Source organism: Streptomyces sp. NPDC048171, assembly GCF_043202655.1.
GTDB lineage: Bacteria > Actinomycetota > Actinomycetes > Streptomycetales > Streptomycetaceae > Streptomyces.
The window spans coordinates 1-22,400 of record NZ_JBIDAU010000019.1; the positions used below are offsets into that span (position 1 = coordinate 1).

Annotated in this window: 15 protein-coding genes and 3 pseudogenes; 3 read left to right on the forward strand and 15 right to left on the reverse strand. The window is 66.0% G+C overall.

Translation table 11 applies throughout. From position 1 onward, the window contains the following. Window positions 1–66: 66 nt before the first annotated feature. A pseudogene (locus ACGF3J_RS36480) lies at window positions 67–807 on the forward strand (transposase). Between the two features lie 37 nt (window positions 808–844). Here the strand turns inward: ACGF3J_RS36480 and ACGF3J_RS36485 are convergent. The 8 genes and pseudogenes from ACGF3J_RS36485 to modA form a co-directional block, all read right to left on the reverse strand. Next, window positions 845–1,558, reverse strand: coding sequence for a hypothetical protein (locus ACGF3J_RS36485; RefSeq protein WP_393855812.1), 714 nt, complete (start codon window positions 1,556–1,558; stop codon window positions 845–847). A 66-nt stretch (window positions 1,559–1,624) separates the two neighbouring features. Continuing rightward, window positions 1,625–1,942: a hypothetical protein gene (locus ACGF3J_RS36490; protein WP_393855813.1), complete on the reverse strand. Its 318-nt coding sequence runs from the start codon at window positions 1,940–1,942 to the stop codon at window positions 1,625–1,627. A 160-nt stretch (window positions 1,943–2,102) separates the two neighbouring features. Beyond that, entirely contained in the window at window positions 2,103–2,675 is a 573-nt protein-coding gene (locus ACGF3J_RS36495; RefSeq protein ID WP_393855814.1) for a hypothetical protein, read from the reverse strand. Beyond that, a complete protein-coding gene (locus ACGF3J_RS36500; RefSeq protein ID WP_393855815.1) occupies window positions 2,675–5,164 on the reverse strand; it encodes a DnaB-like helicase C-terminal domain-containing protein in 2,490 nt (829 codons plus the stop codon). The genes ACGF3J_RS36495 and ACGF3J_RS36500 overlap by 1 nt, the downstream gene beginning before the upstream one ends. Window positions 5,165–5,435: 271 nt before the next feature. After that, window positions 5,436–5,831: pseudogene (locus ACGF3J_RS36505) on the reverse strand (transposase family protein); the annotation flags it as partial. A 59-nt stretch (window positions 5,832–5,890) separates the two neighbouring features. After that, window positions 5,891–6,979 (reverse strand): ABC transporter ATP-binding protein, encoded by a 1,089-nt coding sequence (locus tag ACGF3J_RS36510; RefSeq protein ID WP_393855816.1) that lies wholly within the window; start codon window positions 6,977–6,979, stop codon window positions 5,891–5,893. Continuing rightward, window positions 6,976–7,818 (reverse strand): ABC transporter permease, encoded by an 843-nt coding sequence (locus ACGF3J_RS36515; RefSeq protein WP_393855817.1) that lies wholly within the window; start codon window positions 7,816–7,818, stop codon window positions 6,976–6,978. Before ACGF3J_RS36515 ends, ACGF3J_RS36510 begins: the two co-directional genes overlap by 4 nt. Further along, a complete protein-coding gene (gene modA / locus ACGF3J_RS36520) occupies window positions 7,815–8,621 on the reverse strand; it encodes a molybdate ABC transporter substrate-binding protein (protein WP_393855818.1) in 807 nt (268 codons plus the stop codon). Before modA ends, ACGF3J_RS36515 begins: the two co-directional genes overlap by 4 nt. Before the next feature lie 642 nt (window positions 8,622–9,263). On the opposite strand from modA, the pseudogene ACGF3J_RS36525 reads away from it, so the two are divergent. After that, window positions 9,264–13,583 (forward strand): annotated as a pseudogene (locus ACGF3J_RS36525) (GH92 family glycosyl hydrolase). A 294-nt stretch (window positions 13,584–13,877) separates the two neighbouring features. On the opposite strand, the gene ACGF3J_RS36530 reads toward ACGF3J_RS36525, so the two are convergent. Next, on the reverse strand, window positions 13,878–15,116 hold the full coding sequence (locus ACGF3J_RS36530) for a CU044_5270 family protein (protein WP_393855819.1): 1,239 nt from the start codon (window positions 15,114–15,116) through the stop codon (window positions 13,878–13,880). Continuing rightward, window positions 15,113–15,670 carry an RNA polymerase sigma factor gene (locus ACGF3J_RS36535; RefSeq protein ID WP_393855820.1) on the reverse strand — a complete coding sequence of 186 codons (558 nt, stop codon included), beginning with the start codon at window positions 15,668–15,670 and terminating at the stop codon, window positions 15,113–15,115. Before ACGF3J_RS36535 ends, ACGF3J_RS36530 begins: the two co-directional genes overlap by 4 nt. A 617-nt stretch (window positions 15,671–16,287) precedes the next feature. Between ACGF3J_RS36535 and ACGF3J_RS36540 the strand changes: the two genes are divergently transcribed. Beyond that, on the forward strand, window positions 16,288–16,632 hold the full coding sequence (locus tag ACGF3J_RS36540) for a hypothetical protein (protein ID WP_393855885.1): 345 nt from the start codon (window positions 16,288–16,290) through the stop codon (window positions 16,630–16,632). 97 nt (window positions 16,633–16,729) lie between these two features. Here the strand turns inward: ACGF3J_RS36540 and ACGF3J_RS36545 are convergent, their stop codons facing one another. The 5 genes from ACGF3J_RS36545 to ACGF3J_RS36565 all read right to left on the reverse strand — a co-directional run bounded on the left by ACGF3J_RS36545 (window position 16,730) and on the right by ACGF3J_RS36565 (window position 22,237). After that, on the reverse strand, window positions 16,730–17,929 hold the full coding sequence (locus ACGF3J_RS36545; protein ID WP_393855821.1) for a hypothetical protein: 1,200 nt from the start codon (window positions 17,927–17,929) through the stop codon (window positions 16,730–16,732). A gap of 144 nt (window positions 17,930–18,073) precedes the next feature. Continuing rightward, window positions 18,074–18,814, reverse strand: a complete 741-nt coding sequence (locus ACGF3J_RS36550) for an NAD(P)H-binding protein (protein WP_393855822.1) — start codon at window positions 18,812–18,814, stop codon at window positions 18,074–18,076. A gap of 303 nt (window positions 18,815–19,117) precedes the next feature. After that, window positions 19,118–20,035 carry a CU044_5270 family protein gene (locus ACGF3J_RS36555; protein WP_393855823.1) on the reverse strand — a complete coding sequence of 306 codons (918 nt, stop codon included), beginning with the start codon at window positions 20,033–20,035 and terminating at the stop codon, window positions 19,118–19,120. Next, entirely contained in the window at window positions 20,032–20,850 is an 819-nt protein-coding gene (locus ACGF3J_RS36560; protein WP_393855824.1) for an RNA polymerase sigma factor, read from the reverse strand. The genes ACGF3J_RS36555 and ACGF3J_RS36560 overlap by 4 nt, the downstream gene beginning before the upstream one ends. A 61-nt stretch (window positions 20,851–20,911) precedes the next feature. After that, complete coding sequence (locus ACGF3J_RS36565) at window positions 20,912–22,237, reverse strand: serine hydrolase domain-containing protein (RefSeq protein ID WP_393855825.1); 1,326 nt, start codon at window positions 22,235–22,237, stop codon at window positions 20,912–20,914. Window positions 22,238–22,400 lie beyond the last annotated feature (163 nt).

A 22,400-nucleotide genomic window follows, 5' to 3' on the forward strand; every position in this document is an offset into this window, starting at 1 on the left:
TCCACGGCGACGTCCCCACACCGAACAAACGCTCAACTCCCGTGCCGGACACGGCAACCAGGACTCATCCACCTCATTGTGTTAGCCGTTGTAAGCCCGCGGGTGTTTGCCAAGCTGATGCGTCAGTTGCGGCGCGCGGGCGGCGACGTATGCCGCCGCGGTCGGCCGTAGAGCCTGCCGCTGGAGGATCGAGTGCTGCTGGTCACGGCGTACTGGCGCACCAACCTGACCCTGCGCCAACTTGCCCCACTGTTTGGGATCTCGAAGTCAGCGGCCGATCGCATCATCGACCGCACTGGTCCGTTACTGGCCCTGCAATCCAGGAAGCGGTTCCGAAGGGATACGGTTCTCATCGTCGACGGCACGTTGGTGCCCACCCGCGACCACAAGATCGCAGAGCAGTCGAAGAACTATCGCTACTCCACCAATCATCAGGTGGTCATCGACGCCGACACCCGCCTGATCGTAGTGGTCGGCCAGCCCTTGCCCGGCAACCGCAACGACTGCCAAGCCTGGCGCGAGTCCGGCGCCAAGACCGCCGTCGGCACCACGACCACCATCGCCGACGGCAGCTACCAGGGAACAGGGCTGGTCATCCCACATCGCCACCACAGGAGGAGCGAGGAACTGCCCGCCTGGAAGCAGGCGCACAACAAGTCCCACAAGCAGGTCCTGGCCCGTGTCGAGCACGTCTTCGCCCGCATGAAGACGTGGAAGACCCTTCGCGACTGCCGACTGAAAGGCGACGGCGTCCACCACGCCGTGCTCGGCATCGCCCACCTGCACAACCTCGCACTCACCGGGTGACGGCGACGGTGTTCATCTCACAGACCAGTCCCCGCCGTTAGCCCGCGGGCGTGTGGCGGGGCCATGGCCTCCCCGTGCGGTCGATTGCGGCGGCCCGCAGCAGATCCAGCACATGACAGCCCGGGTATGTGCCGAACACGGGGAACTTCCACCGGTAGTAGCAGGACCAGTAGCTCACCACCCGGCGCTCAGTCCGCGCGAAAAACCCCGAATTCCGAGCGATAAAGTCCCCGTATGCCAGCCGCTGGGCAGACCGCTTGGAGGGCAGATCGGAAAGGCCGTGCTGGATGGACTCCAGGATCTCCAAGACGTACTCGCCGGCCAACTGCATCACGAACGGCACCACCCACGGTTCGTCGGAACTGGTGATCTGCTCCAGGTGACGCTGGCGGACCAGCCCGTCGCTATGCCGTGAGTACAGGCAGTGCAGGATCGTCTGCTGCACCCCCGTCAACGAGCGCATCACGTCGACGGGCAGCTCATCCTGATAGATCCGATACGGAATGGCCACGGCTTCATCGCCTACGTGCACCGAGAACGGCGACACTGGTGCAATCCGGGCCTGCGGCATGGCCGCCAAGACCGTGTGAACATCATCGGCAAGCTGGTGTGGGAACGCCGCAACCAGGTCATTGTCGGTCATTGCTATGGATCGAGGCTGCTGCATGGCCGAAGCATAGGCGGGGCCGCCCGCCCCCGCCGCCAGCAGATTATCCGCCTTGTTTGCACGCAACTGAGCATTGCGGGACAACTCTCAATCGTCGAACTCGAAACCTGAAATCTCCGCACGAGCAATGCAGCGCACTGCCCCGGGCCCTCAAGCGCCGACTGACGCGCTTCCTCCCGGTTGAAGCCAGCGCCCGAACCGCTCATGCATCGCCTCGAGTTCGCCCGCCCACTGCCTGACATCAGCAAGGCCCCCACCATGACCGCACCAACGACCGAGCTGGCCAGCACTCACGCCAAGCGTGTGTACGCGCTGGAAGCGCAGCCCGTCGGCCTGCTGCAGTCCGTCGGCCTGCTCTGCCGGGTCGGCGACCAGATTGGGGAAGCAGGAGGGGGACAGGGCGCCCGCCAGCGCGTCGGCGACCATGGCCCGCTGAGCGCCGACCGCCAGGGTCAACAACAGCAACACGGTGAGCGCCGCCCATGCGTGCCGCGGGCGGCCCAGGACCTAATAGGCGCCTCAGAGCTCGGACCAAGATGGGTCGCCGACATGGCATGACTCCCCTCCCCTGGTTCTTCCCCGGTCTTCCGACGTTGAGGCGCATCTGAAGCCGGTTTCCTGGCGTGTGCTACCTGAGTTCAACGGAGTAGAGGCCTCCGTCGAATTCCCATCCGTCGGTGCCTTCGCCGATGTCCTGCACGATGACGTCGTCGATGAACTGGTCCTCGAACTCGTCGTCGGTGAGCTCGCCGGTCATCCAGAGCGCCTCGATCGGGCCCCAGTCGCCCCTGCTTCCGTCGATGCGCAGGGGCGCGGCGTGGGGTGTTCCGCGTTCGCGGCGGTCGGTGCCGGTGGTGACATAGCCGCTGATCTCGTACTGGCCGTTCTTGATGTGGTCGGGGATGGGGTCGGCGGGGACGACGGCTACGTTCTCGTATGCGGTGTGGATGAGGTCGCGGTAGCTGCGGCGGACGCTGTACTCGGGGTCGGAGAGCCAGTTGAGGAGGGTCTTGGCGGTCACGTCGAGGCCGGCGTCCGCCAGGGCCTGATGTCCGCGATGGGTTGCGGTGAGCTGGGAGAGCTGGGCGTGCCAGTGCTTGGCGTTGTAGGAGGTCAGGCGGTGGCGGGGGGTGACCTGGGCGCGCAGGAGGTCGTTGAGGGCGCTGCCGAGGGATTGGCCGCGGCCGGTGGGGCCGGCCATCAGTCGTCACCTTCGGGGATGATCTCGCCGGGCTGGATGAACTTGGCCTTGACTTCGCCGAAGCCGGTTCCGATGCGGTAGGTGGTGGGCGGTGTGTCGTCGGGGGTCCAGAAGACGGCGGCGTCGACGTTGCGCAGGGCGAGGAGGGTGTGGCCTTCCTGGACGGCCTTGAAGGCGACGGTCCAGTGGCGCACGGATGCCTCGGCGACCATGCTCATGCGCCAGTCCGGCCGCCAGAACGGGGAGCGCTGTTCGGGGCGCTTGGGCCACAGGAGACGCAGGGCGATGGACAGCCGCGTCTTGTACGTCTTGTACGGTTCGCCGCCGGTCTCGACGAGTTCGGTACGTGCCTTGCGGGAAGCTTCGTAGAAGGGCTTGAACAGGGACTCGTTGGCTTTGCCCGTCCAGGAGTCGTGGATGCGTGGCATGGCGGCGAGGTGTCCGTCGCGGGTGAGTCTGGCGAGCTGCTTGAGGTGCGGGGTGGTGACCCACACGCGGCCGTGTTTGTCGGGCCGGTCGGTGATCCGCCCCAGCGGGTGCGGCATGTCGGTGCGGGTCCACTGGGGGATGTCGATGAGGTAGATGCCGGCCTGGCTCTTGTCGAACGCCTCGAGCCGGCCGGTGTGCAGCAGTTTGTTCGGCGCCAGGGGTACGGCCGAGCAGGCCGACGGGTAGCTGCCGTTGCGGTCGATCAGGCACAGGAGGCCGTCGCCGTAGGAGGCAGGCACTTGTAGCTGGTCCCGGCGGACCCGCTTGCCGTTGCCGCGGGTGAAGGGTACCCGCGTGCTGGTGACGTCGGGATGGGTCCAGCGTGGTTCGCCGTCCATGTGCTCGCTGATCAGGGGCCAGGGGCCGCTGGCCCGGTCCTCGATGCGGATGACCTTGATCGGGTGCATCTTCGAGCGGGTGACGGCGTCCTTGAGGAGTTTCAGTGCGGGGAAGACGGCGCCTTCCGGCTCGTCCTCCTCGTCTCCTGGCTGGATCTCCACGTCCGTCTCCGAGCCGGCCTCGTCCTCCACGTCGTTGGTGCTGCCCGCGGACGGGTTCACGGCGACGCCCTGTTCTCGGGTGCCGGCGGTCTCGACGGCGGCGTAGGCAGCCAGCGCTGCGGCGAGGCGGCGGCCTTCGGGGGTCTCGGGCATCTGCGGCGGGGCTGCGGCTGCCTGCGCCAGGGACGGCCCGAGTTCGGCCAGGGCCTTGGGGTCGCCCGCGGCCAGCGCGGTGCGCAGCGCGGACAGCACGTGCGTGAGGGCGGCCGGCAGTCCCTGGTGGGCGCCGGAGGTGTAGGCGAGTGCCGCCTCGGCCACTTCCCTCTCCACCGCGCTGCCCAGACCCTCCACTGGGTGTGCGCTGTCCGCGGGGACGGCGGCGGGTGCGTCGGCGTCGAGGAACCGGGCGTGCAGCAGATCAGGGCTCAGGCAGGCAGACGCGATCATGCCGAAGTCGCGCTCGGTGACGCTCACGTGGACCTTGGCAGGATCCTCGGTCGGCGTGAGCGTCAGGAGGACGTCGGCGTCCAGGAGCGCGAGGAGCGCGGGGTCGTCGCTGTCCACGATCGCGAGCACCGGTACCTGCACGGTCCGCGCGAGGGCGGCCAAGGTCTGAGAGGCGGCGGGGAGACGGTCACCCGAGAGGGGCAGGCGGGCGTTGTGTGAGGCCTGCAGGCGGTCTACGACGACCAGGGCCAGGTCTTGGACGTAGGGGGCGGTTTCCGCGATCGCCTCAGCGGTCAGGTCGCTGCCGTCGTCGATCAGCAGCGGCGCCTGCACGAGCTCCTGCGCCAGCTTCTGCTCGTGCTGGGTGAGGCGGCCTTGTTTCAGGCGCGGGTAGTCACCCCCGGTCTCCGCGGAGATGATGCGGCGCATGACGTCGGACTGGTTGGGGCCCGAAGCCGCGTACAGGACGCGCTGGTTGTCCACGAGCGCGGTCTGCCGTGCGGCGGCCAGGCCGAGCAGGCTCCCGCCGACGTTCGGTGCGGCCGCTACGAGTGTCAGCCGTCCGGGCTGCAGGCCTCCCGTTGCAGCGTCCAGGCCGGCCAGTCCAAATGTGGGTCCGCCGGCCGGGCCGGAGGCGAGCGCGGCGCCGATGGCATCGCCGAGCGTGGCGAGCCTGCGCGGTGCGCGGCCACTGTCCTGGTCCTGTGGGCTGTTCACCGCACCTCCTGCGGATGCCGCGCTGGTGGGGTGCGCGGCGGTGTCGGACAACACGACGCCTGATGCGGCGTCGACAGGGAGGAGCACAGCGACTGGGGTACGGCCGCGGCGGAGCACCTGCGGCTGGCCCTGAGCGGCCAGGGTGAGGAGTTCCCCGAAGTCCTTCTGCGCCGCACTCAGCGCGTGGGAGGGGAACGCGTCCGCCTTCCGTGCGGCCGGAAGCCGGTCGAGGGGAGCCAGCAGCGCACGCTCACGGTGCTTGTGGATCAGCGTCGTACGCCCCTCCACCTCGGTGCGCTTCACCAGCGAGAAGAGCTCATTCCGTGCCTCAGTCACGCTCGTCGAACCCTGCGCTTTCCCCTGGCTCACTCACCCTCCTAGGCACTGTTCAGGCCACTAATCTAGCAAAACTAACCAATTGCAACTGACTGCATCACACATTTAGTTATCGCAAATCATACTTCCTGGCATCTGATCGCGTCATTCAAGGCGCTTGACGTTGTTAGACCTTGGCGAGCCCGGCCACTGCCGCCTGCAGCCGCGAGGACAGCGACAACCGGCCCACGCGGTCTCCAGGGGCTGCCTCGGCTCAGAGCGCGCCGAATTGAGCTCGGTTGCGGGTCTCCTCGGCGGGCGTCAGTTCCGGGAGCGGCTGCCTTTGATGCCGGTGGTCAGCCAGCTCCGGCGCCCTGGTAGGCGAGATCGGCCACGACGGGAAGGCCCTGACACTCGCAGAGCCGGATGATCCGGTCGGTGCGGGCGGCGGTCAGGTCGCGGGTGCGGCCCGGCAGGGCGTGCGAGAGCCACAGCAGCCGGCAGGCGGGATCGCAGATGAACTGCACGTTCACACCGTGCTGCGGTGTTTGTGGGAGTAGTCGGCCCGGCCGTCGCCGACCCGGTCGCACTCGGCGAGGGTGCCGTCGGGATCATGCTTGCGCAGAGTCGTCAGCAGTCCTGGTGCCCGTGCGGCGAGCAGATCGACGACCGCGCTGGTGGAGGCATGGGGTCAGCTGCTGCGGGCTGCATCGCTGAGTCAGTCAGGCCCTGCCTGGGCTCGTCTCGTCAGCTTTGGTAAACGTGGGTCTGTGTGGCCTTGACCGTCGCCCAGACTGCGGCGCCGGCGTGCAGGCGCAGTTCGGCGGCGGCGATGGGGGTCAGGTCGGCGGCAAGTGGGAGTTCGCCTGTGAGGTCGACGCGGATCTGGTCTCCGTGGCTCTGCAGGCCGGCTACTTCGCATCGCCAGGCGTTGCGGGCGCTAGAGCTGGTGGGGCGGTCGGCGTGCAACGTGACCGCGCTGGGAGGGAAGGCGACGAACACCGGCCCGGTCAACTCTTCGGAGGTTGTGATCAGGGGGCCCTCGTCGAGCCGTACCGTGTGGCCTTTCGCTTGCCCCTGGTAGAGGTTGAGGCCGACCAAGTGTGCGATGTAGTCGGTGCGTGGGTGACGGGCGATGTGGGAGGGGCTGCCCTGCTGGACGACACGGCCTTCCTCGACAACGACGAGGTGCTCGGCGAGGACCATCGCCTCCAACGGATCGTGGGTGACGAGCACGGCGACGGCCTCAAAGTCGGCCAAGTGGTGGCGGAGCTGGGCGCGGACCTCAAGCCGGGTGCGGGCGTCCAAAGCGGCGAGGGGTTCGTCGAGGAGCAGGAGTCGCGGGTCGGTGGCAAGCGCCCGGGCGAGGGCGACGCGCTGGGCCTGGCCACCGGAAAGCCGGCGTGGCTTCGCTCCGGCGTGCTCGGTGAGCCCCAGGCGGTCCAGCCAGTCGGCGGCCACAACGCGGGCTTTCGACTTGGCCATGCCTCGGCAGCGAAGACCAAAGGCGACATTGTCCAGTGCGGTGAGGTGAGGGAAGAGAAGGTAGTCCTGGAAGACAACCCCGACCGGCCGCATCTCTGGCCGCATACGATGCAACTCGCTCCCATCAAGGGAGAGATGGCCGTCTGAGAGCGGGAGGAGACCGGCGAGGGCCCGCAAAGCGGTGGTCTTGCCAGCGCCGTTGGGGCCAAGCAGGGCGATGACATCCCCAGGCAAGGCAGTCAGTGTCACGTCGAGGCGAAATGCGCCGCGCTCGACCACGAGCCGGGCGTCGAGCCCCTGCCGTCCGGCGTTCGCGTCCCTGCTCTTGGCGATCTTCTCGGTGCCGGTCATGAAGTGGTCATCCAGCGGTCACGTAGTCCGGCGAGTACGGCAATGGACACAGCTAGCAGTACCAGGCTGACGGCAACGGCCGCCTCCGGGTCGCTCTGCATCGCGAGGTAAACAGCAAGGGGCATGGTCTGGGTGCGGCCCGGGAAGTTCCCGGCAAATGTGATCGTCGCCCCGAACTCACCCAGTGCTCGGGCCCAGGCCAGGACAGCGCCGGCGGCGACGCCCGGCGCGATCAGCGGCAGAGTCACCCGCCGGAACGCGGTGAAGCGGGAGGCGCCGAGTGTCGTGGCGGCCTCCTCGTAGCGCGGGTCGGCGGCGCGGAGCGTGCCCTCGACGCTGATGACGAGGAATGGCATCGCCACGAACGCTTCGGCCAGGACGACACCTGTGGTGGTGAACGGCAGCGTAATGCCGAACCAAGCATCGAGCCACTGGCCTACGACGCCGGTGCGGCCCAGTGCCATCAGCAGGGCGACACCGCCGACGACCGGTGGCAGTACCAGCGGCAGTGTCACCAGAGCCCGGACTAGACCCCGGCCCGGAAAATTGACTCGGGCCAGCAGCCAGGCCAGCGGGACACCGACCACCATGCTCACCACCGTCGCCGTCGTCGCGCAGATCAACGAGAGCCGCAGCGCCTCCCATACCTCCGGGGTGGTCAGCAGTTGGGGCATGCTCGTCCAAGGCGCACGGATGAACAGTGCGACCAGCGGGAGCAGCAGAAACGTCAGTCCGACCAGGGCGGGCACGAGAAGCGGCAGCGGAGGCAGAGTGTGGCGCAGCCGCGGCCCGTTCCTGCGGAGGCGGCTCTCGGCGGCGGGCTTGTACGGCAGTGTCACGGCGCGGTGAACCCCGACTCGGTCAACACCTTCCGGCCTTCGGGCGACCGCACCAGCTCGATGAAGGCGCGGCCCGCCGCGGGGTTGGGTGCGTCGTTGAGCAGAGTGATCGGGTAGTCGTTGATGGCATCGGCCGCCTCGGGGAAGTCCACGCCCTCCACTTTCTCACCGGCCGCCTGCACGTCAGTCCTGTAGACGACGGTGGCGTCGGCCTCCTTGAGCACCACCTTGTTGAGGGCGGATTTGACGTCCTCTTCGTAGGAGACCGGGGTGAGGAGGAGGCCGGGGGCACTCAGGGCCTTTTGGGTGGCGGCGCCGCATGGCACCGTCTTGTCGCACAGCACCACCTTCACCTCTGGGGAGGTGAGGCTCTTCAAGGAGTCGAAGTTGGCCGGGTTGCCGGGGAGGGCGGCGATCTCCAATTCGTTTCGGACGAAGGTGACTGGTGTACCCGCAGCGTCCCCGGCGTCGGTAACGGTCCTCATCGTCTTGGAGCTGGCAGAGGCAAAGACGTCGGCCGGCGCGCCACTGGTGATGCCTGCGGCGAGCGAGTCACTGCCCCCGAAGTTGAAGACGACCTTCGTGCCGGGGTGCTGCTTTTCGAACCGATCGCCCAGAGCCGTGAAGCTCTCCGTCAGTGAGGCCGCGGCAAAAACGTTCATTGTTCCCGACACGTCGCCCGAACCGCTGGCTGGGGAGGAGGCGCTGGACTCCCGGTCGGAGGAAGAGCACGCGCTCAGAGCCATCAGAGCAGCGACGCCTGCGGCGTTCACGTGAAGCACCCTGCGGATGGAAGGGGTCATCACGGTTCCTCTCTCTTGAGATAACCCGCTACGTGGGACTTGGTCCGACTTCTAGCCGGGTGCGCTGGCTGGCCCAGCACAGCGGTGGCCCGGCCTGGGCACGACGTGGGCCGGCACGTTTGTGAGGGTCGTTACGGGCCGAGTAAGCGAAAGGCCCCGCTCGATCCCACGCTGGTCTCGGGCGTCCACCGCAAAGACGTGCCACGGGCGGTCCGGTGACGGAACTCGTCGCGTTCAGCAGCGAGTCTGCCCGTCGAGCAGACGCCCTGGCGGTAGCGGCGTTGACGCCCGGTTGGGAAGCCGCCTTCGCTGTCCGATAGGTACGCATGCGCAGAGAATACGCCGCATGTACGAGGTGATTGCGCTTTGCCCAGTGGGGGGGCAAACAGGTGTTTCTTCATTCAACATGGCACGTGCGTGTAGCCTGTTCGCCTCAAGGCCTTCGATTGCGCTGATGCGACAGCCGTCGGTCGGTCCACCTCAGCAGCCGAGCGAGCAACTGACTCTCTGCTCTCTTCAGTCTCTGTTCACCAAGCTGTCGCATGATCGCCCGGCCATGGAAAATGTCTGCCGTAAGCGTGAGCCAGTCATAGCGTCGCATTCGCTGCGCATGGTCATTCATCGAAAGGCGCCGCATCCCAGATGTGGACATCACACGGGCGCTCGCTCCGCAAGCGCGCCCCCTTCCCTCGGGCAAACGGACGCAGATTCGCTGCGGTCACCCTCGCCCTCGCTTCCCTCGCGTTCGTTCCGCCCGTCACAGACAGCGCTGAAGCAACCTCCCGGCTCAGCGCGTTCGATGCAGTCGATCCCTTCATCGGAACCCGCCTGGACCCCTCGCAGAACAAGGGCAACAGCGCCTACGGCAACACCTGGCCCGGGGCCACCGCTCCCTTCGGCATGGTGCAGTCGAGTCCTGCCACCTTGCGGTCCTCCGACGGCGACCAGAAGGGCGGGTACGAGTACACCGCCGACAAGCTCCGCGGTTTCGGTATGACGCGCCTGTCCGGCACGGGCTGCGAGGGCCGCTTCAGCGGTTTCGACTTCCCCCTCGTGCCGTACACCGGACCGCTGCCCGGCGGCGCGCTGCCGACCAGTCCCGCAGGCAGCATCTCCGACTACTACCTCGGCTTCGACCACTCCCATGAGCAGGCGGCGCCCGGGTACTACTCCGTAACGACTGACAACGATGTCACTACGGAGTTGACCGCCAGCACACGCACCGCGGTCAGCAGCTTCGATTTCCCCAAGGCGGACAGCTCCACCCTGATCCTCGATGTCGCCGGCTCCAACAACCGGGTCTTCGGCAGCGAAGTGACCGTCCGCAGCAGCAACACGGTTGAGGGCTGGGTCGAGGCAGCATCCATCTGTGACGAGGGCGGACGCTACCGCGCGTACTTCTCAGCCACGTTCGACAAGCCGATCCGCTCGCACGGAACCTGGGAAGGCGGCAACGTCACCCCCGGCTCTGCCACCGCGCGGGCCGCAGAGGCCAAGCACGGCGCCGGCGCGTATCTCGTCTTCGACAAGGGCGCCAAGGTCACCTCCAAGGTCGGCCTCAGCTACGTCAGCATCGCGGGCGCCGCCCAGAACGCCGCCCACGAAGTCTCTTCACGCGACGACTTCGACAACGTCCGCGAAGATGCCGAGGACGCATGGCGTGCCGCCCTGGACACCGTCCGGATCGACGGCGGCACCAAGGACTAGCGGACCAAGTTCTACACCGCCCTCTACCACGCGCTGCTGCACCCCAACACCTTCGATGACGTCAGCGGTGAATACCCGGGGTACGACGGCAAGGTCCACAAAGTCGCCAAGGGGCGTCACCACTACGTCACCTACGCCGGCTGGGACTCCTACCGCAGCCAGGCGCAGCTCGTCGCGCTGCTCTTCCCGAAGGTCGGCAGCGACATCAACCAGTCGATCACCGACATGGTGAAGCAAAGCGGCAAATGGCCTAACTGGCCACACCTGAACCAGCTTCAGCAGAAGATGAGCGGTGACTCCCTGCAGTCCCTGCTGTCCTCCGTGGACGCCTTCGGCAGCACCGACTACGACCGCCGGGCGGCCCTGGAGTCGATGAAGGCCACCCAGACCCTGCCCGCCGACCAAACCCTGCGCCGTCACGGCTACCAGTACATGAGCGTCGGCTTCATCGAGAACCGCAAGGCCGACGCCGCCACCTCGAAGACGCTTGAATACGCGGTCAACGACTTCGGTATCGCCCAGCTCGCCAAGCGCCTGGGCGACAGGACGGCCTACGACCGTTTCATGGCCCGCGCGCAGAACTGGCAGAACGTCTTCGACGAGGTCAGCCGTCATATCCGTCCTCGAGACCGCAACGGCTTCGACCGGGGGTTCAACCTCGCCGAGCGCGGTGACCAGTTCGAGCAGGCCACAGGCTGGCAGTACGGGTGGATGGTCCCGCACAACGTCGGCACGCTCATCGACCAGCGCGGTGGCCTGGACATCTCGACGCTCGCACTGGACGAACACCTCAGCGCGCTTGACGCCGGCGTCTACAACACACGCGGCGCATATCTCAGCAACCAGCCCAGCTTCGGCGCCCCTTACGTGTACCACTGGCTCCGTCAGCCGAACAAGGCCCGTGAGGCCCTGAACCGCGCCTCCACTGAGATGTACAACACGACGCCCTCCGGCCTGCCCGGCAACGACGACCTCGGGTCGCTCAGCTCCTGGTACGTCTGGGCCAACGTCGGCCTCTATCCCGCCATCCCCGGCACAGCAGACCTGGTCGTCAGCGGCCCGCGGTTCGACCGCGTCGTCATTGACAGCGCTGACAGCCGCCGCCGCATCGTGATCAACGCTGAAGGAGCTTCCACCAAGCCGTATGTCACGGAGATGAAGATCGACGGGCGCTCCACCACACGCTCGTGGCTGAACGAGGACTTCACTCGCAAGGGCGGCGACATCCGCCTGACCACGTCCACACGGCAGGGCACCTGGGGCGCTCGGGCGTCAGACGTCCCGCCGTCGCACACCGACGGCAGCAACGCTCGGAACAATGTGGGCACGACACCGGACGGGGCCGGCAACACCGGGTCGCTGGACGTAAGTGACAACTCCCTCTCCCGCGAGCGCCTGGCCGCAGCCGGCGCGGCCCCTGGGGGCCGCATCCCCCACGGCGATACCGGAGTCACGTTCACGTGGCCGAAGAGTGAGCAGGGACAGCCCGACAACTGGATCCCGCACGGCCAGCGGATCGACATGGGCGACGTCCGGGCCACCGGCGTCTCTTTCCTCGGCCTCGCCACCAACGGGCCCTCCCAGGGCAGCGCTATCGTCGAGTACACCGACGGGTCCACTCAGGAAGTGGGCGTTCAGTTCACCGACTGGACCCCCGGAACCACCTACCAGTTCGGCAACACCCCGCTGATAACCACCGTCGGCCGCAACCGCGCCGCCGGCGGCAGCGACACCGTCGAGACCAAAGTCTTCGGTACCGTCCCCCGGCAGCTCGACCCGACCAAGCGAGTCGCCTCGGTCGTCCTGCCCCGCAGCACGGACCGCGGCATCATGCACATCTTCGATGTGGCGCTGACGACCAAGCAAGGCATGGAAGTACCCGGAGCAGTCCCGGAGCGGACCGTGCTCACACCAACTGGAACACCGCACTCCTCGCAGGCCGTCACCTGGCGCACCGCCGCCGCTGTCACAGCGGGCGAAGTACGCTTCCGCAAGGTCGGCGATCAGAGCTGGCGTACAGGCAAGGCCCGCTCCAATGACGAACTCGTCAGTGCCGGTATCCCGACCCGTACGCACTCCGCTGTGATGAACGATCTGCGGCCGGGCACCACGTACGAGTACCAAGTCGGTACTGGCAGGCTGTTCAGTCCGACCTACTCCTTCACCAGTGCAGAACGCCCCGGCGAAGACTTCACCTTCCTGTACTTCGGCGATGCTCAGAACGACCTGGCATCGCGATGGGCTCCGGTGGTGAAGCAGGCGTACGAGCGGTACCCCGATGCTGCTGGTAGCGTCAACGCTGGCGACCTGGTCAACACCAGCGGGAACGACAGCGAATGGCGGGACTGGTTCGGAGCCATGAACGGCTACAGCCAGACCAGCAACGTCATCGCCGCCCCAGGCAATCACGAGTACTCCGGCGACACCTTCCTACGCACCTGGAAGTCAACGTTCGAGTTCCCGGCCAACGGTCCACGAGCGGATGGCATTGCAGGCACGACACCGGCCGAGCGGCAACGCGCAGTGTACGAGGCGCATATGGCCAAGGTCATCACTGAGACCGCCTATTACACGGACTACCAGGGCGTCAGGTTCCTCACTCTCAACGCCAGCACCGGTGACGCCCGTTCGATGATGACACCTCCATGGCTGCCGGCGTGCAGTCAGGACTGTCCCGATCCGGAGAAGCTGTGGCTCGATCTCCAGGGACGCTGGCTGGACCATGCCCTGAGGAACAATCCGAACAAGTGGGCTGTAGCGGTCTTCCACCAGCCGGTGTTCTCGGCCGCTGAGGGACGGGACGAGAAGCCTGTCCGGGACGCCTGGCTGCCGGTCTTTCAGCGCAACGACATCGACTTGGTCCTCATGGGCCACGATCATGTGTACTCCCGCGGGTACGTCGATGCCGACGCCACCGACACCCCGGGCCTGACCACTGGGCCGGTCTACACCGTCGCAGTCTCCGGACCGAAGTACTACGAGCTGGCCCCTGAGAACGAAAGCGTCTGGAAACGCAACGGCGCGACTGAGGTCGTGCGCGCCGGACACACCTCTACCTTCCAAGGCATCAAGGTCAGCAAGAACCAACTGCGCTACGAGGCTGTGATAGCAGCCAAGTGGGACGACCGCTCGACGACGGACAAGAAAGTCGGCGACGTCCTGGACTCCTTCACCATCACCAAGTACGACGACGGTAAGAAGTACGTGACAGAGGATGGGGTGCCGGTGCCCGGGAGGCCACGCTCGACGCGCTGATCAACTCTCTCCTGCACGCTATCAAGGCGGCATGCCGGGCATCCCCAGGATGCCCGGTGCCTCGCATGACGGGATCACGGCAGCGCTGTTCCCTGCCGTGATCCCGGTAGATCCGCCTGTCGGGTGCTGGGCTAGGCAGTTTCGTTTGGATCACCGCGCTGACCAGAGGAAGATGCCCGCGATGCGGAGTCCGACCAGGTAGATGGTCGCGGTCTTCTCATAACGGACAGCCTCAAGGACAACCTCGGCCACCGGAAGGGATCCAAACGAACCGGCCTAGCGCGATTTTCTCAGTCAATGCCACCGAGGCGGCGAGGCACCTGCGTCAGGCGACCCCTTTGATGCGCCTCTTAGGGTCCCTTCGGCCCGTTCGGCGGACCAGGACATTCGTTCAGTCACGGAGTAGTTCACCGTCATCCCCTTCTTGAGCCCGACCCTCTGGGCCTTTACGGACGGCTCGACGAGGAGCGTTTGGTCAGCCAGCAGTTCCCCGGAGGCCGGGTCTACGACAAGTCGCTGGCGTACCCCGCCCAGGAAGGTCTGGCTCACGAGGGGCGACATCACACTGACGCCCGGTCGCCCCAGGGGATCGCGGGCGCCGGTTCGCACCTGTACACCTGGCAGATCCGCCATCAGCCGGTATGCGGCAGCTCGGACCTTTGACGTCACTGGCATCGCAACCAGGTCGGCCGTTGCACGCAGAAGCGACGCTGAACGGTGCCTCTCGCTCTCGGCGCCTGGGTGAAGCCCTTTCAGCAGGCGCAACAACGTGTCCTTGTCGGAGGACAGCCCGCGTAGCTCGGCATAGGTCAGGTTGCGCGCGCCAAGGGCGTAGATCTTGTCACCGATGTTGGTCCGCATGACCGTTGGCTGCCGAACCCCCATCGTGATGGAGCGCCATGCGTCTCCCCCGCCCAATGGCTCGGCGGACTTCACTGAGGCGGGTGCCCCCGCGCTGCGCCACACAGCGGCGTCCGCATCCGTGCGAGGCCTCGTCATCGAATCGAGTCCGGTAACCAGGAGGCTATGCGCCTGACTGTCCACGCCAACCGACCATTGTGCTGACGAGGTCCTGGTGACGGCGAACAGGCTTCCGGCCGCTTCAGCGATCTCCACGGTCTCTGACCGCGTGTCGGTTCGCCAGTACTTGCCTGCAGACGGTGCTGCGGCAGCTTGGTCTGCCGCACTCAGCAGCAAGACGCGCGCGTCCGTAACAGTTGCCGGAGACGGCTGAGGCCGGGATTGCCGGAGCGGTGGGCTCTTCGCCGGCTCACTGTGCTCAACCGCGACCACGGCGGAGGCAGTGATGACGCCCAGGGCAATAGCCGTCCCGACTACCTTCCATCCCCGTGCCAGCGGTGGAGTCGGTGCATGGGGCCGACATGTCGGGGCTTCGGCCAAGATGACAGCCAGGTCGTTGTTCTGCCGCGGCAAGCCGCCGAGACGCTCGGGATCCAGTTCATCGGGCCTTGCGTCGGCCAGAAGGCGAAGGGCATCCAGCCGACGGTCTTCAAGCTTGTCGATGTTCGTCATGTCAGTGCCCCTTTGCGGTCTGGGAAACGGCGGTCCGATGAGTTGAGGACTGGGGTCTCCGGCAGGACCGATGCTCTTTCAAGGGCCTTCTCCAGGCGTCGCCGGGCTCGGTGCACCCGTACTGCCAGCGCCGCGATGGTGCAACCGAGGACCTGTGCGGCTTCCTTGGTGGTCAGACCGTGCCAGGCAAGCAGTGTGAGCAGTTCTCGATCCGACTCGGAGAGACTGCTGAGGGCTTGCAGCGCGGCTTGCCGGTCACTTACGTCCGCCGCAACATCAGCTGATTCCGCTTGGCCGATGAGCCGGGCTTCCTCGGCAGCCAGAAGATACTGCTGGCTGTCCCGGCGCCGGGCGGCGCGGATCAGGTTGCGTGCCACTCCCAGCAGCCAGGGCAGTGCGGCTTGTGGAACGTCATGGTGCCTGCGCCAAGCGACGGTGAAAGTCTCACTGGTGATGTCCTCCCCCATCTGCCGCCCCACGATGCTCGTGGCGTAGGCAAGGACGCGCGGGTAGCACTCCTCGTATACGTCCCGGAAGCGTTGATCATGTGACACGCGCCGTCTCCTCGTATCGGTGCCTTCACTAAGCAATGCGCGTGCCGGGTCACTTCTTACACGGCGAAGTGGGCCATGGGGTGATAACTCGACACGGCTTTCATCGACGAGCGCGGAGAGCTACCGCCGGGGCCCCTTGTCTGTAGGACTCTGAAGGTCTGGTCTGATGCCGAGATCATGTGGGCCCCCATCGGCCGCAGCGATCCCCTGCGTTTCGCGGTGCCAGCGCGACCGGAACCGGCTGCGGATCTCGACGGGGCACTGCCGTCGACAGTGCCGGGTGTCTCGCCGTCCAAGAGCAGCCGCGCTACAGAGAACACCCGTTGGAGCAGTCTGGTGAGCTTGGCACGGTGTCAAGGGCAGGCTGCGCCGGCGCCTTCAGTGGGACGGTCAAGACGTCAGTGGGACCCCTCTGGCCTCGGCCCGCTGCCGACCTGGGCTCGGGCCGGGGCTGGTTGTAGCGACGCTGCTTGTCAGGTGGTCGACCCGGTAAGGAGTCGGCGCACGTCTCGCACGAGGGCGCGGGAAGCGATGAAGAAGACGGCGGCTCCGGCGCCGATCCAGCAGACCGACACTCCGGGACGGTACTAGTGGACGGAGCAAGCAACAACGAAGCAGTGGAGCGAGGCCACGCCGCCTTCCAGGACCGGGACCTGTCCGACCGCGACTTCGTCTACGTATGGCCCGAGGGGGTCCACCTGAAGGTGCGGCTCGGCCAGGCGCACTCGTTCGTGCTGGTCCTCCTCGGCGTCTGCTTCCTGACCACCCTCGCCGACACGACCCGCCTCCAGGTCCAGCCGAACGCCATTGCCGGAGACGACGGGGAAGACGATCTCTACGACGACGAGCACCCCGACATGCCGGTACTCCTGCTCATCACCTCGCCGGCCGCCGCCGAGCCTCTCAGCGACGAGCTCTCGGCGGTCGGAGAAACCACCAGGCTCCAATCAACTCGAAGCTGAGCAACTGCCGATCCACAAGTCTTTGACTATTGCTCCTGCGTCACCGACGTCGCGGTATGGCCTGCCGCTGTCGGAGCGGTCCGGTTGTGCGGTGCCACTAGCGTGCTGCGGACTTGTCTGGAGTTGTTGTCTTGTCATCAAGAGGCCATCGGTGGAAAACGGCGACGTGCAGGATGACGGCAAGCCCCAGGGCGTTGACGCAGACGTGCCCTACCCACGCTTCGGCGGTGGCTTCTGACCAGGCCCAATTCCGAGCATATGCACACAAGCTGACGGACAGGATAATCCCCAGCACTGCCGTCGCCGCAAGAGTGACCACTCGCTCTTGCGAACGGGACAGATGCGATCGAAATGCACCCTCGAAAAGCATTCCGATCACAAGTCCGGCTGAACTGAATCCTGCTGAACCCGCCAAAATTACGGGCTTTTCCATTCCAGCAGCTTCAGACAGCAAAAAGTAGACGAGTGTGGTTCCGGTGACCACCAGAACGTTACCCAGCACAATACGAAGCCACCGGCTCGGCAAACCGTGAAGGGGCCATCCTCGCCAGACCAGAAAGATCCACACCTGCCACGAGCCACATACGGCGAGGAGCACTGAAATGTCTTCGCCCGAGAACGATCCTTCTTGCACGTTCAGACCGGAACCCGGCTCGGCAGGCAGGTCGTAAGCCAGGTAGTGGACGAGGAGGGCGATGCCCCAGGAGATCGAAAGAGCCATCAGACCGGCCAGCAGGCGAGGGAGACGTTTCAGTGGCCAGCCCTCCCAGACAAGCGTAAGTTGCAACATTGCTGTAAATGCTGTCAGCCCCAATGGTAATGCCGCAGGGAACAAGGAAGCATGACCCGGCCCTGGATCAGGGTCGAAAATTCCTTGGACATCGAAGCGCCCGACCACGATCTGGCCGATGACCGCAAGGACGATGCCCGCCGCTGCCACGAGCAGTGCGTCGATGAGCCCTGACCACCCGGGACGCAGACTTGACCCCGGCCAGTCTTCCCACCAAAAGGCGATCATTGCTAGCGCGGGCAGAGCAAAGGTGACCAGTGGAGAGAAGACCACGACCGAATCTTCTGCGTCGCCCAGGCCAACCGCCAACAGTGCGGCAATCGGAAGCACCATCAGGAGGCCGGCGAGGCCAAGGCCGGGCTGGGAGGCCAGTCGAGCCCGTTCGGCTTCCAGAAACTCCGGTGTGTGCCGGTGCGCGGGCGTTGTCACGGTGGGCTGTTCTGGCAGTTTCTCAAAGAATCGGGCCCAAAAGGACCGTTCTGACGGCAAGGGTGGCTGCCTCTGCATGCCCACTAGGCTAGGCCCTCATTTGCATGACGGCGGCTGGCCTTAGCCCGTCGGGGTCCGTCGTCTGTCCGCGCGCCGCGCATTTGTCTTCCGTTGAGCGGGGCGCGACGAGGAGGTGCCCGTGTGGGGCAAGCAGGAGGCCCCCTACGGCGCGGTCTCCTGCGCAAGGGCGGCGACGGCCCGTGGGATCGGTGTGCCTCCGCTGATGATTTCTGCTGTCTTTCCTGCCGTTGCCGGAGCGTCAAGCAAGGCCGCCAGGACCGAAGCTACGTCCTCTCGGGGGATGCTCCCTGCCCCGGCTGATGGCGCCATTCTGATTCGGCCGGTGCCATTGTCATTGTTCAGCAGCCCCGGACGCAGGATGGTGAGGTCAAGCGTCGTGCGCGCACGAAGTGCCTCGTCTGCAGCACCCTTGGCCCGCAGGTAGGCCCCGAACAGGGGAGAGCTGCCGTTCTCATCCTGGCCGTTGTGAGGGTCATGTTCCCGCAAGTACGTGCGAAATTCGGGGCTGACGGCTCCGTCCACTGCCTGGGTGTCAGCTCCCATGGACGAGACGATGAGATACCTGCGTACTCCGGCGGTCTCTGCCGCATCGGCCAGGAGTACGGCCGCGTCGCGGTCCACAAGTTCCTTGCGATCGGCTTGGGTGCCCGCACCGGCAGCAGCAGCCATCACTACGGCGTCCGCGCCTTGAACTAGCTCAGCGATTTGCGCGACCGAAGCGGTCTCAAGGTCCGCCACCAGCGGCTGTGCGCCGACGGCCTCGAGGGCGCCTGCCTGGGCCGGGTTTCTGATGATTCCTGCGACTGCATCTCCTCGCCCAGCAAGGATGCGTTCCAGGATCAGCGCGACTCTCCCGTGTCCACCTGCGATGACGATACGCATGATCGTGACCTTAGTGGTCGGCTGCTGTAGCGCTTCTTCGACACACGTGGCGCTGGGGTGTCGCTGTGGCAGCCGACAGGCCGAGTGCTGTGACGTTGGACTGCGGAGGAAGCGCTGTCGCCTCCGCGCGGGGGACAGTGGCGCAGGCCTGCCCGGTACAAGGCGTGAAGAAGCTTGCGTGCTCGTGGGCGTCAGTTACGTGTGCGGCCCGCCGTCGGTGCTGGACGGCGGGCCGACTTCCCATGGGCGGTACGGTCACTCAGTGAGCCGGCTGAGGCCGTTCAAGGCCTAGGGAGCCCCGGATCACCTGTTCAGCGCCTGGCCGAGGTGGTCGACGACACCGACCTGGAGGAGGGCCACGTCATCGGAGCCGAGGTAAGTAAGGCTCTTCTTGTCGAAGACCCAGACATCGCGGTCGTCGCCGATTCCGAAGGCCAGGCCGACACCAGGGCGGCCTGCGGCGTCCTTCGCGCTGTCGATGACGCTCACGCCAGGAATCATGGCTGCGGCGCGGTAGAGTGCCGCGTCTACCTCGGGCAGCAGCGTCGCTCCCTGCAGCATCGTGCCAATCTGCTCCAGAGCCGCTGCCTCATGGGTCGGCCCCTGCCCCTGCGTCGCCTCCCAGACAGTGTTGTACATCTTGTCGGGATCGGTCGGCATCTCCTGCAGTTCGCGGTAGCTGGTGGCGTTCGGATCGGCGGCGAGTTTCATATCCATGCTTCCCTTCCCGGAAGGGCCCGACAGCACGGTGATGCGGGCGAGTCCGTCACGTTTGCCGTTGACCGCATGCCAGTCGGACCGCTGGAAGTTGTCCTCACCTTCGCCCGCGATCTGCTGCATGCCCTGTGTCCTGGTGTAGATGTACTGGTCGTCGCGGACCGAGGGCGTGTTCTTGGCTGCCGCGACCGTGGCGATGCGGGTCAACAGCCCCACGGCCTCATCATCGAAGGCCGGGCGCTCGGGCTCGCTTCCGGCTCCGGCCGCGAGGAACAACGCGGAAACTGCGGCGGCGATCCCGATGGGCAAGGCGATCCGGGCACGTGTGTTGCGGCGAGCAGGCAGCTGTTCCGGTACCACCGCAGGTGTGGCCTGCGGGATGGCTTCTCGGGTGATCTCTTGCATCAGTCGGTTCTCCAGCTGTCGTAGGCGGTCGCTCTGCAGGACCGGGTCACCCGGGCTCGGTAGCAGCCGAGCCAGTTCCTCGCGCTCCGCGGGGTTCATCGGTGGTACTCCTGTGTCAACCGGGCCGCCGTGGTGCGGCCGCTCGTTTCCTGTCCGCTGCCAGAGGTGTGTCCCGCCCGCTGATCAACTTCCGGAGGCATGGCGGCTCCCTCAGGAAGTGCTGCCCTCGCATGGGACTGGCCCAGTTTCCGGGCGAGCTCTGCCTCGGCCGGGGCACGTAGTCGCTTCCTGGCTCGGGACAGCCGAGATCGCACAGTGGTGACCGGCACGCCCAAGGCCTCGGCAGCGGCCGCATAGCTGAGTCCTGACCAGACGCACAGTGTGAACACTTCCCGCTCACGCCTAGGCAGGTACCCAAGGGCCGTACGGGCTGCGGCCAGCCGTTCGGCGTCCTCCATGCGGCTGACCAGTTCATCGGCGAAATCACTCACCGTGTCGATGTCTGCCCGGCGCACCGGTATCCGAGCGAGGGCGGCTTTGTGCCGCCTCGCAGCACGCTGCGTGTTCCGTAGCACGTTGGTGGCAATGCCGAAGAGCCACGGGCGCAGTCCGGCGTCGTCGACGGAGACAGTGGCCCCTGGGCGGGTGCCGTTCGCCGGCGCGGAATCCGGCAACAGCTTCTCCCGCAGTCTCCAAGCTTCGAGAAAGGTCAGGGAGACGACGTCCTCCGCTGTGTTCCAGTCGCCGGTCAGCCGTAGTGCATGGCTGGACACCGCCCCGGCGTGCTCACGAAAGAGCTGGCTGAAGGCCTGCGGGTCACCGGCCCGTATGCGGGTACGTAGGGAAAGTTCCACACCGGTCCCTGTCCGCTCACCGTCAGGTGTCTCAGTGTCAGCAGTCACACGGATTGCCATCGAACTCAACCGTCGTGCCTCTCGGGATCAAGGTCACCCGCAGTACAGGCAGGGACAGGTATTAGCCACAGAACTCGGCCTCGATCACCCTGGCGGCGCCCGCTGCCCAGTCCCCGTTGAAGTTGACGGCCAGCGCATGCCGGCCGTCACTCGTCACGGCCGCTATAGAGACGGACCCGTGGATACGGCCGTCGTGACCCCAAACGGTGATACCGCAGCTCAGCACCCTCTTGGTCAGGCCGAGCCCGTAGCCTTCCCTGTTCCATGCCGGGACCGTGGAGGTCATCTCAGCTAGCTGCTTCCGTGGGAGCAGTTGCCCTCGGAGCAGTGCCGAGTAGAAGCGGCTGAGGTCAGCCGAGTTGGAAATCATCTCACCGGCTGGTCCGGCAATCGAGGGGTTCAGTTCGGTGACGTCGTGGAGCTGCCCAGTTGCCGTGTGCCCCAGTCTCGAGTAGGAGCGGCTGCTGGGCTGCGGGACGGTGACACGGGACCCCGGAAGAGAGGTGGCCCGTAGACGCAGGGGATCGATGATGCGACGACGGATCTCCTCGCCGTAACTGCGGCCCGTGATCTCCTCGATGACTTTGCCGGCAAGCAGGTAGTTGGTGTTGGAGTAGTTCCACGATGTTCCTGACGGGAAGTCTGGTTCGTGCTGCATCGCGAGGTCGATGAGACGATGCAGGGGCACCGTCTTGTAGCGGTTCCTGAAGAAGCCGCCCGTTCCAAGAACAGCTCGGGCGAAGTAGCCGTCGTCCGAGTAGTTGAAGATGCCACTGGTGTGGTTGAGCAGTTGGCGTAGCGAGATGCGTCTGCCGCTGTTCCCGCCGCCCTCGACCAATCCCGGCGCCCACTTGTCGACCCTGTCATCCAGCGACAGTTCTCCTTCTGCTTCCAGTTGCAGCAGTACGGTTGCTATGAACGTCTTGGTGATGCTCCCCACGCGGTAACGATCCCGCGCCGAGCGCGGCTTCCCCGTCCTCAGATCACCCACGCCAGCTGCTGCCGACCAGCTGCCCTGTGCGTCAGCGGCGGCTGTCGTCACCCCTGGAACACCGCCTCGGACTACGGCCAGCATCGCTTCATGGGTTGCCCGGTGCTGCGCTCCGGATCCTGCACCGGCAGGGGCTACCACCATCAGCAGGAGGGTTGCCACCGTCGGCCATACAGCCCACGAGGCGATGCAGTGACGCATGAATGAGCGCCTGTGGTTGGCTCCTTCGAACACTGCCGATTCGCCGGCGGACGGACCGGACACCGTCAGCGCGCTATCGCCGGATGCATTTGCACCGTCCGATGACAGCAACGTGCCCCTCTCGCGCTGTTCTTCTTCAGTGGTACTCGTGCACTGCGGTCGCAAAGCGGAGCACCACCTTGACATCACTTGCATCGATATATCCCTTTTTGAGCGGCCGTCACCTCCACATGCATGCAGAAGAAAGCCCGTGGGATTCCAGATACTCGTCTTGGGACGGATCAGCGGCACAAAAGTTGCATTTGAGAAATTGCGCGCGCCTCGCTCTCGCGCGGCACACAGAGCGAGGCAGCTGACG

Coding starts and splice junctions, on each gene's coding strand:
- ACGF3J_RS36495 (WP_393855814.1), bottom strand. CDS start 2,675: ATGGCCGGCCCCACCGGCCGCGGCCAATCCCTCGGCAGCGCCCTCAAC.
- ACGF3J_RS36510 (WP_393855816.1), bottom strand. CDS start 6,979: ATGACCGGCACCGAGAAGATCGCCAAGAGCAGGGACGCGAACGCCGGA.
- modA (WP_393855818.1), bottom strand. CDS start 8,621: ATGACCCCTTCCATCCGCAGGGTGCTTCACGTGAACGCCGCAGGCGTC.
- ACGF3J_RS36530 (WP_393855819.1), bottom strand. CDS start 15,116: ATGACGAACATCGACAAGCTTGAAGACCGTCGGCTGGATGCCCTTCGC.
- ACGF3J_RS36545 (WP_393855821.1), bottom strand. CDS start 17,929: ATGCAGAGGCAGCCACCCTTGCCGTCAGAACGGTCCTTTTGGGCCCGA.
- ACGF3J_RS36550 (WP_393855822.1), bottom strand. CDS start 18,814: ATGCGTATCGTCATCGCAGGTGGACACGGGAGAGTCGCGCTGATCCTG.
- ACGF3J_RS36555 (WP_393855823.1), bottom strand. CDS start 20,035: ATGAACCCCGCGGAGCGCGAGGAACTGGCTCGGCTGCTACCGAGCCCG.
- ACGF3J_RS36560 (WP_393855824.1), bottom strand. CDS start 20,850: ATGGCAATCCGTGTGACTGCTGACACTGAGACACCTGACGGTGAGCGG.
- ACGF3J_RS36565 (WP_393855825.1), bottom strand. CDS start 22,237: ATGCAAGTGATGTCAAGGTGGTGCTCCGCTTTGCGACCGCAGTGCACG.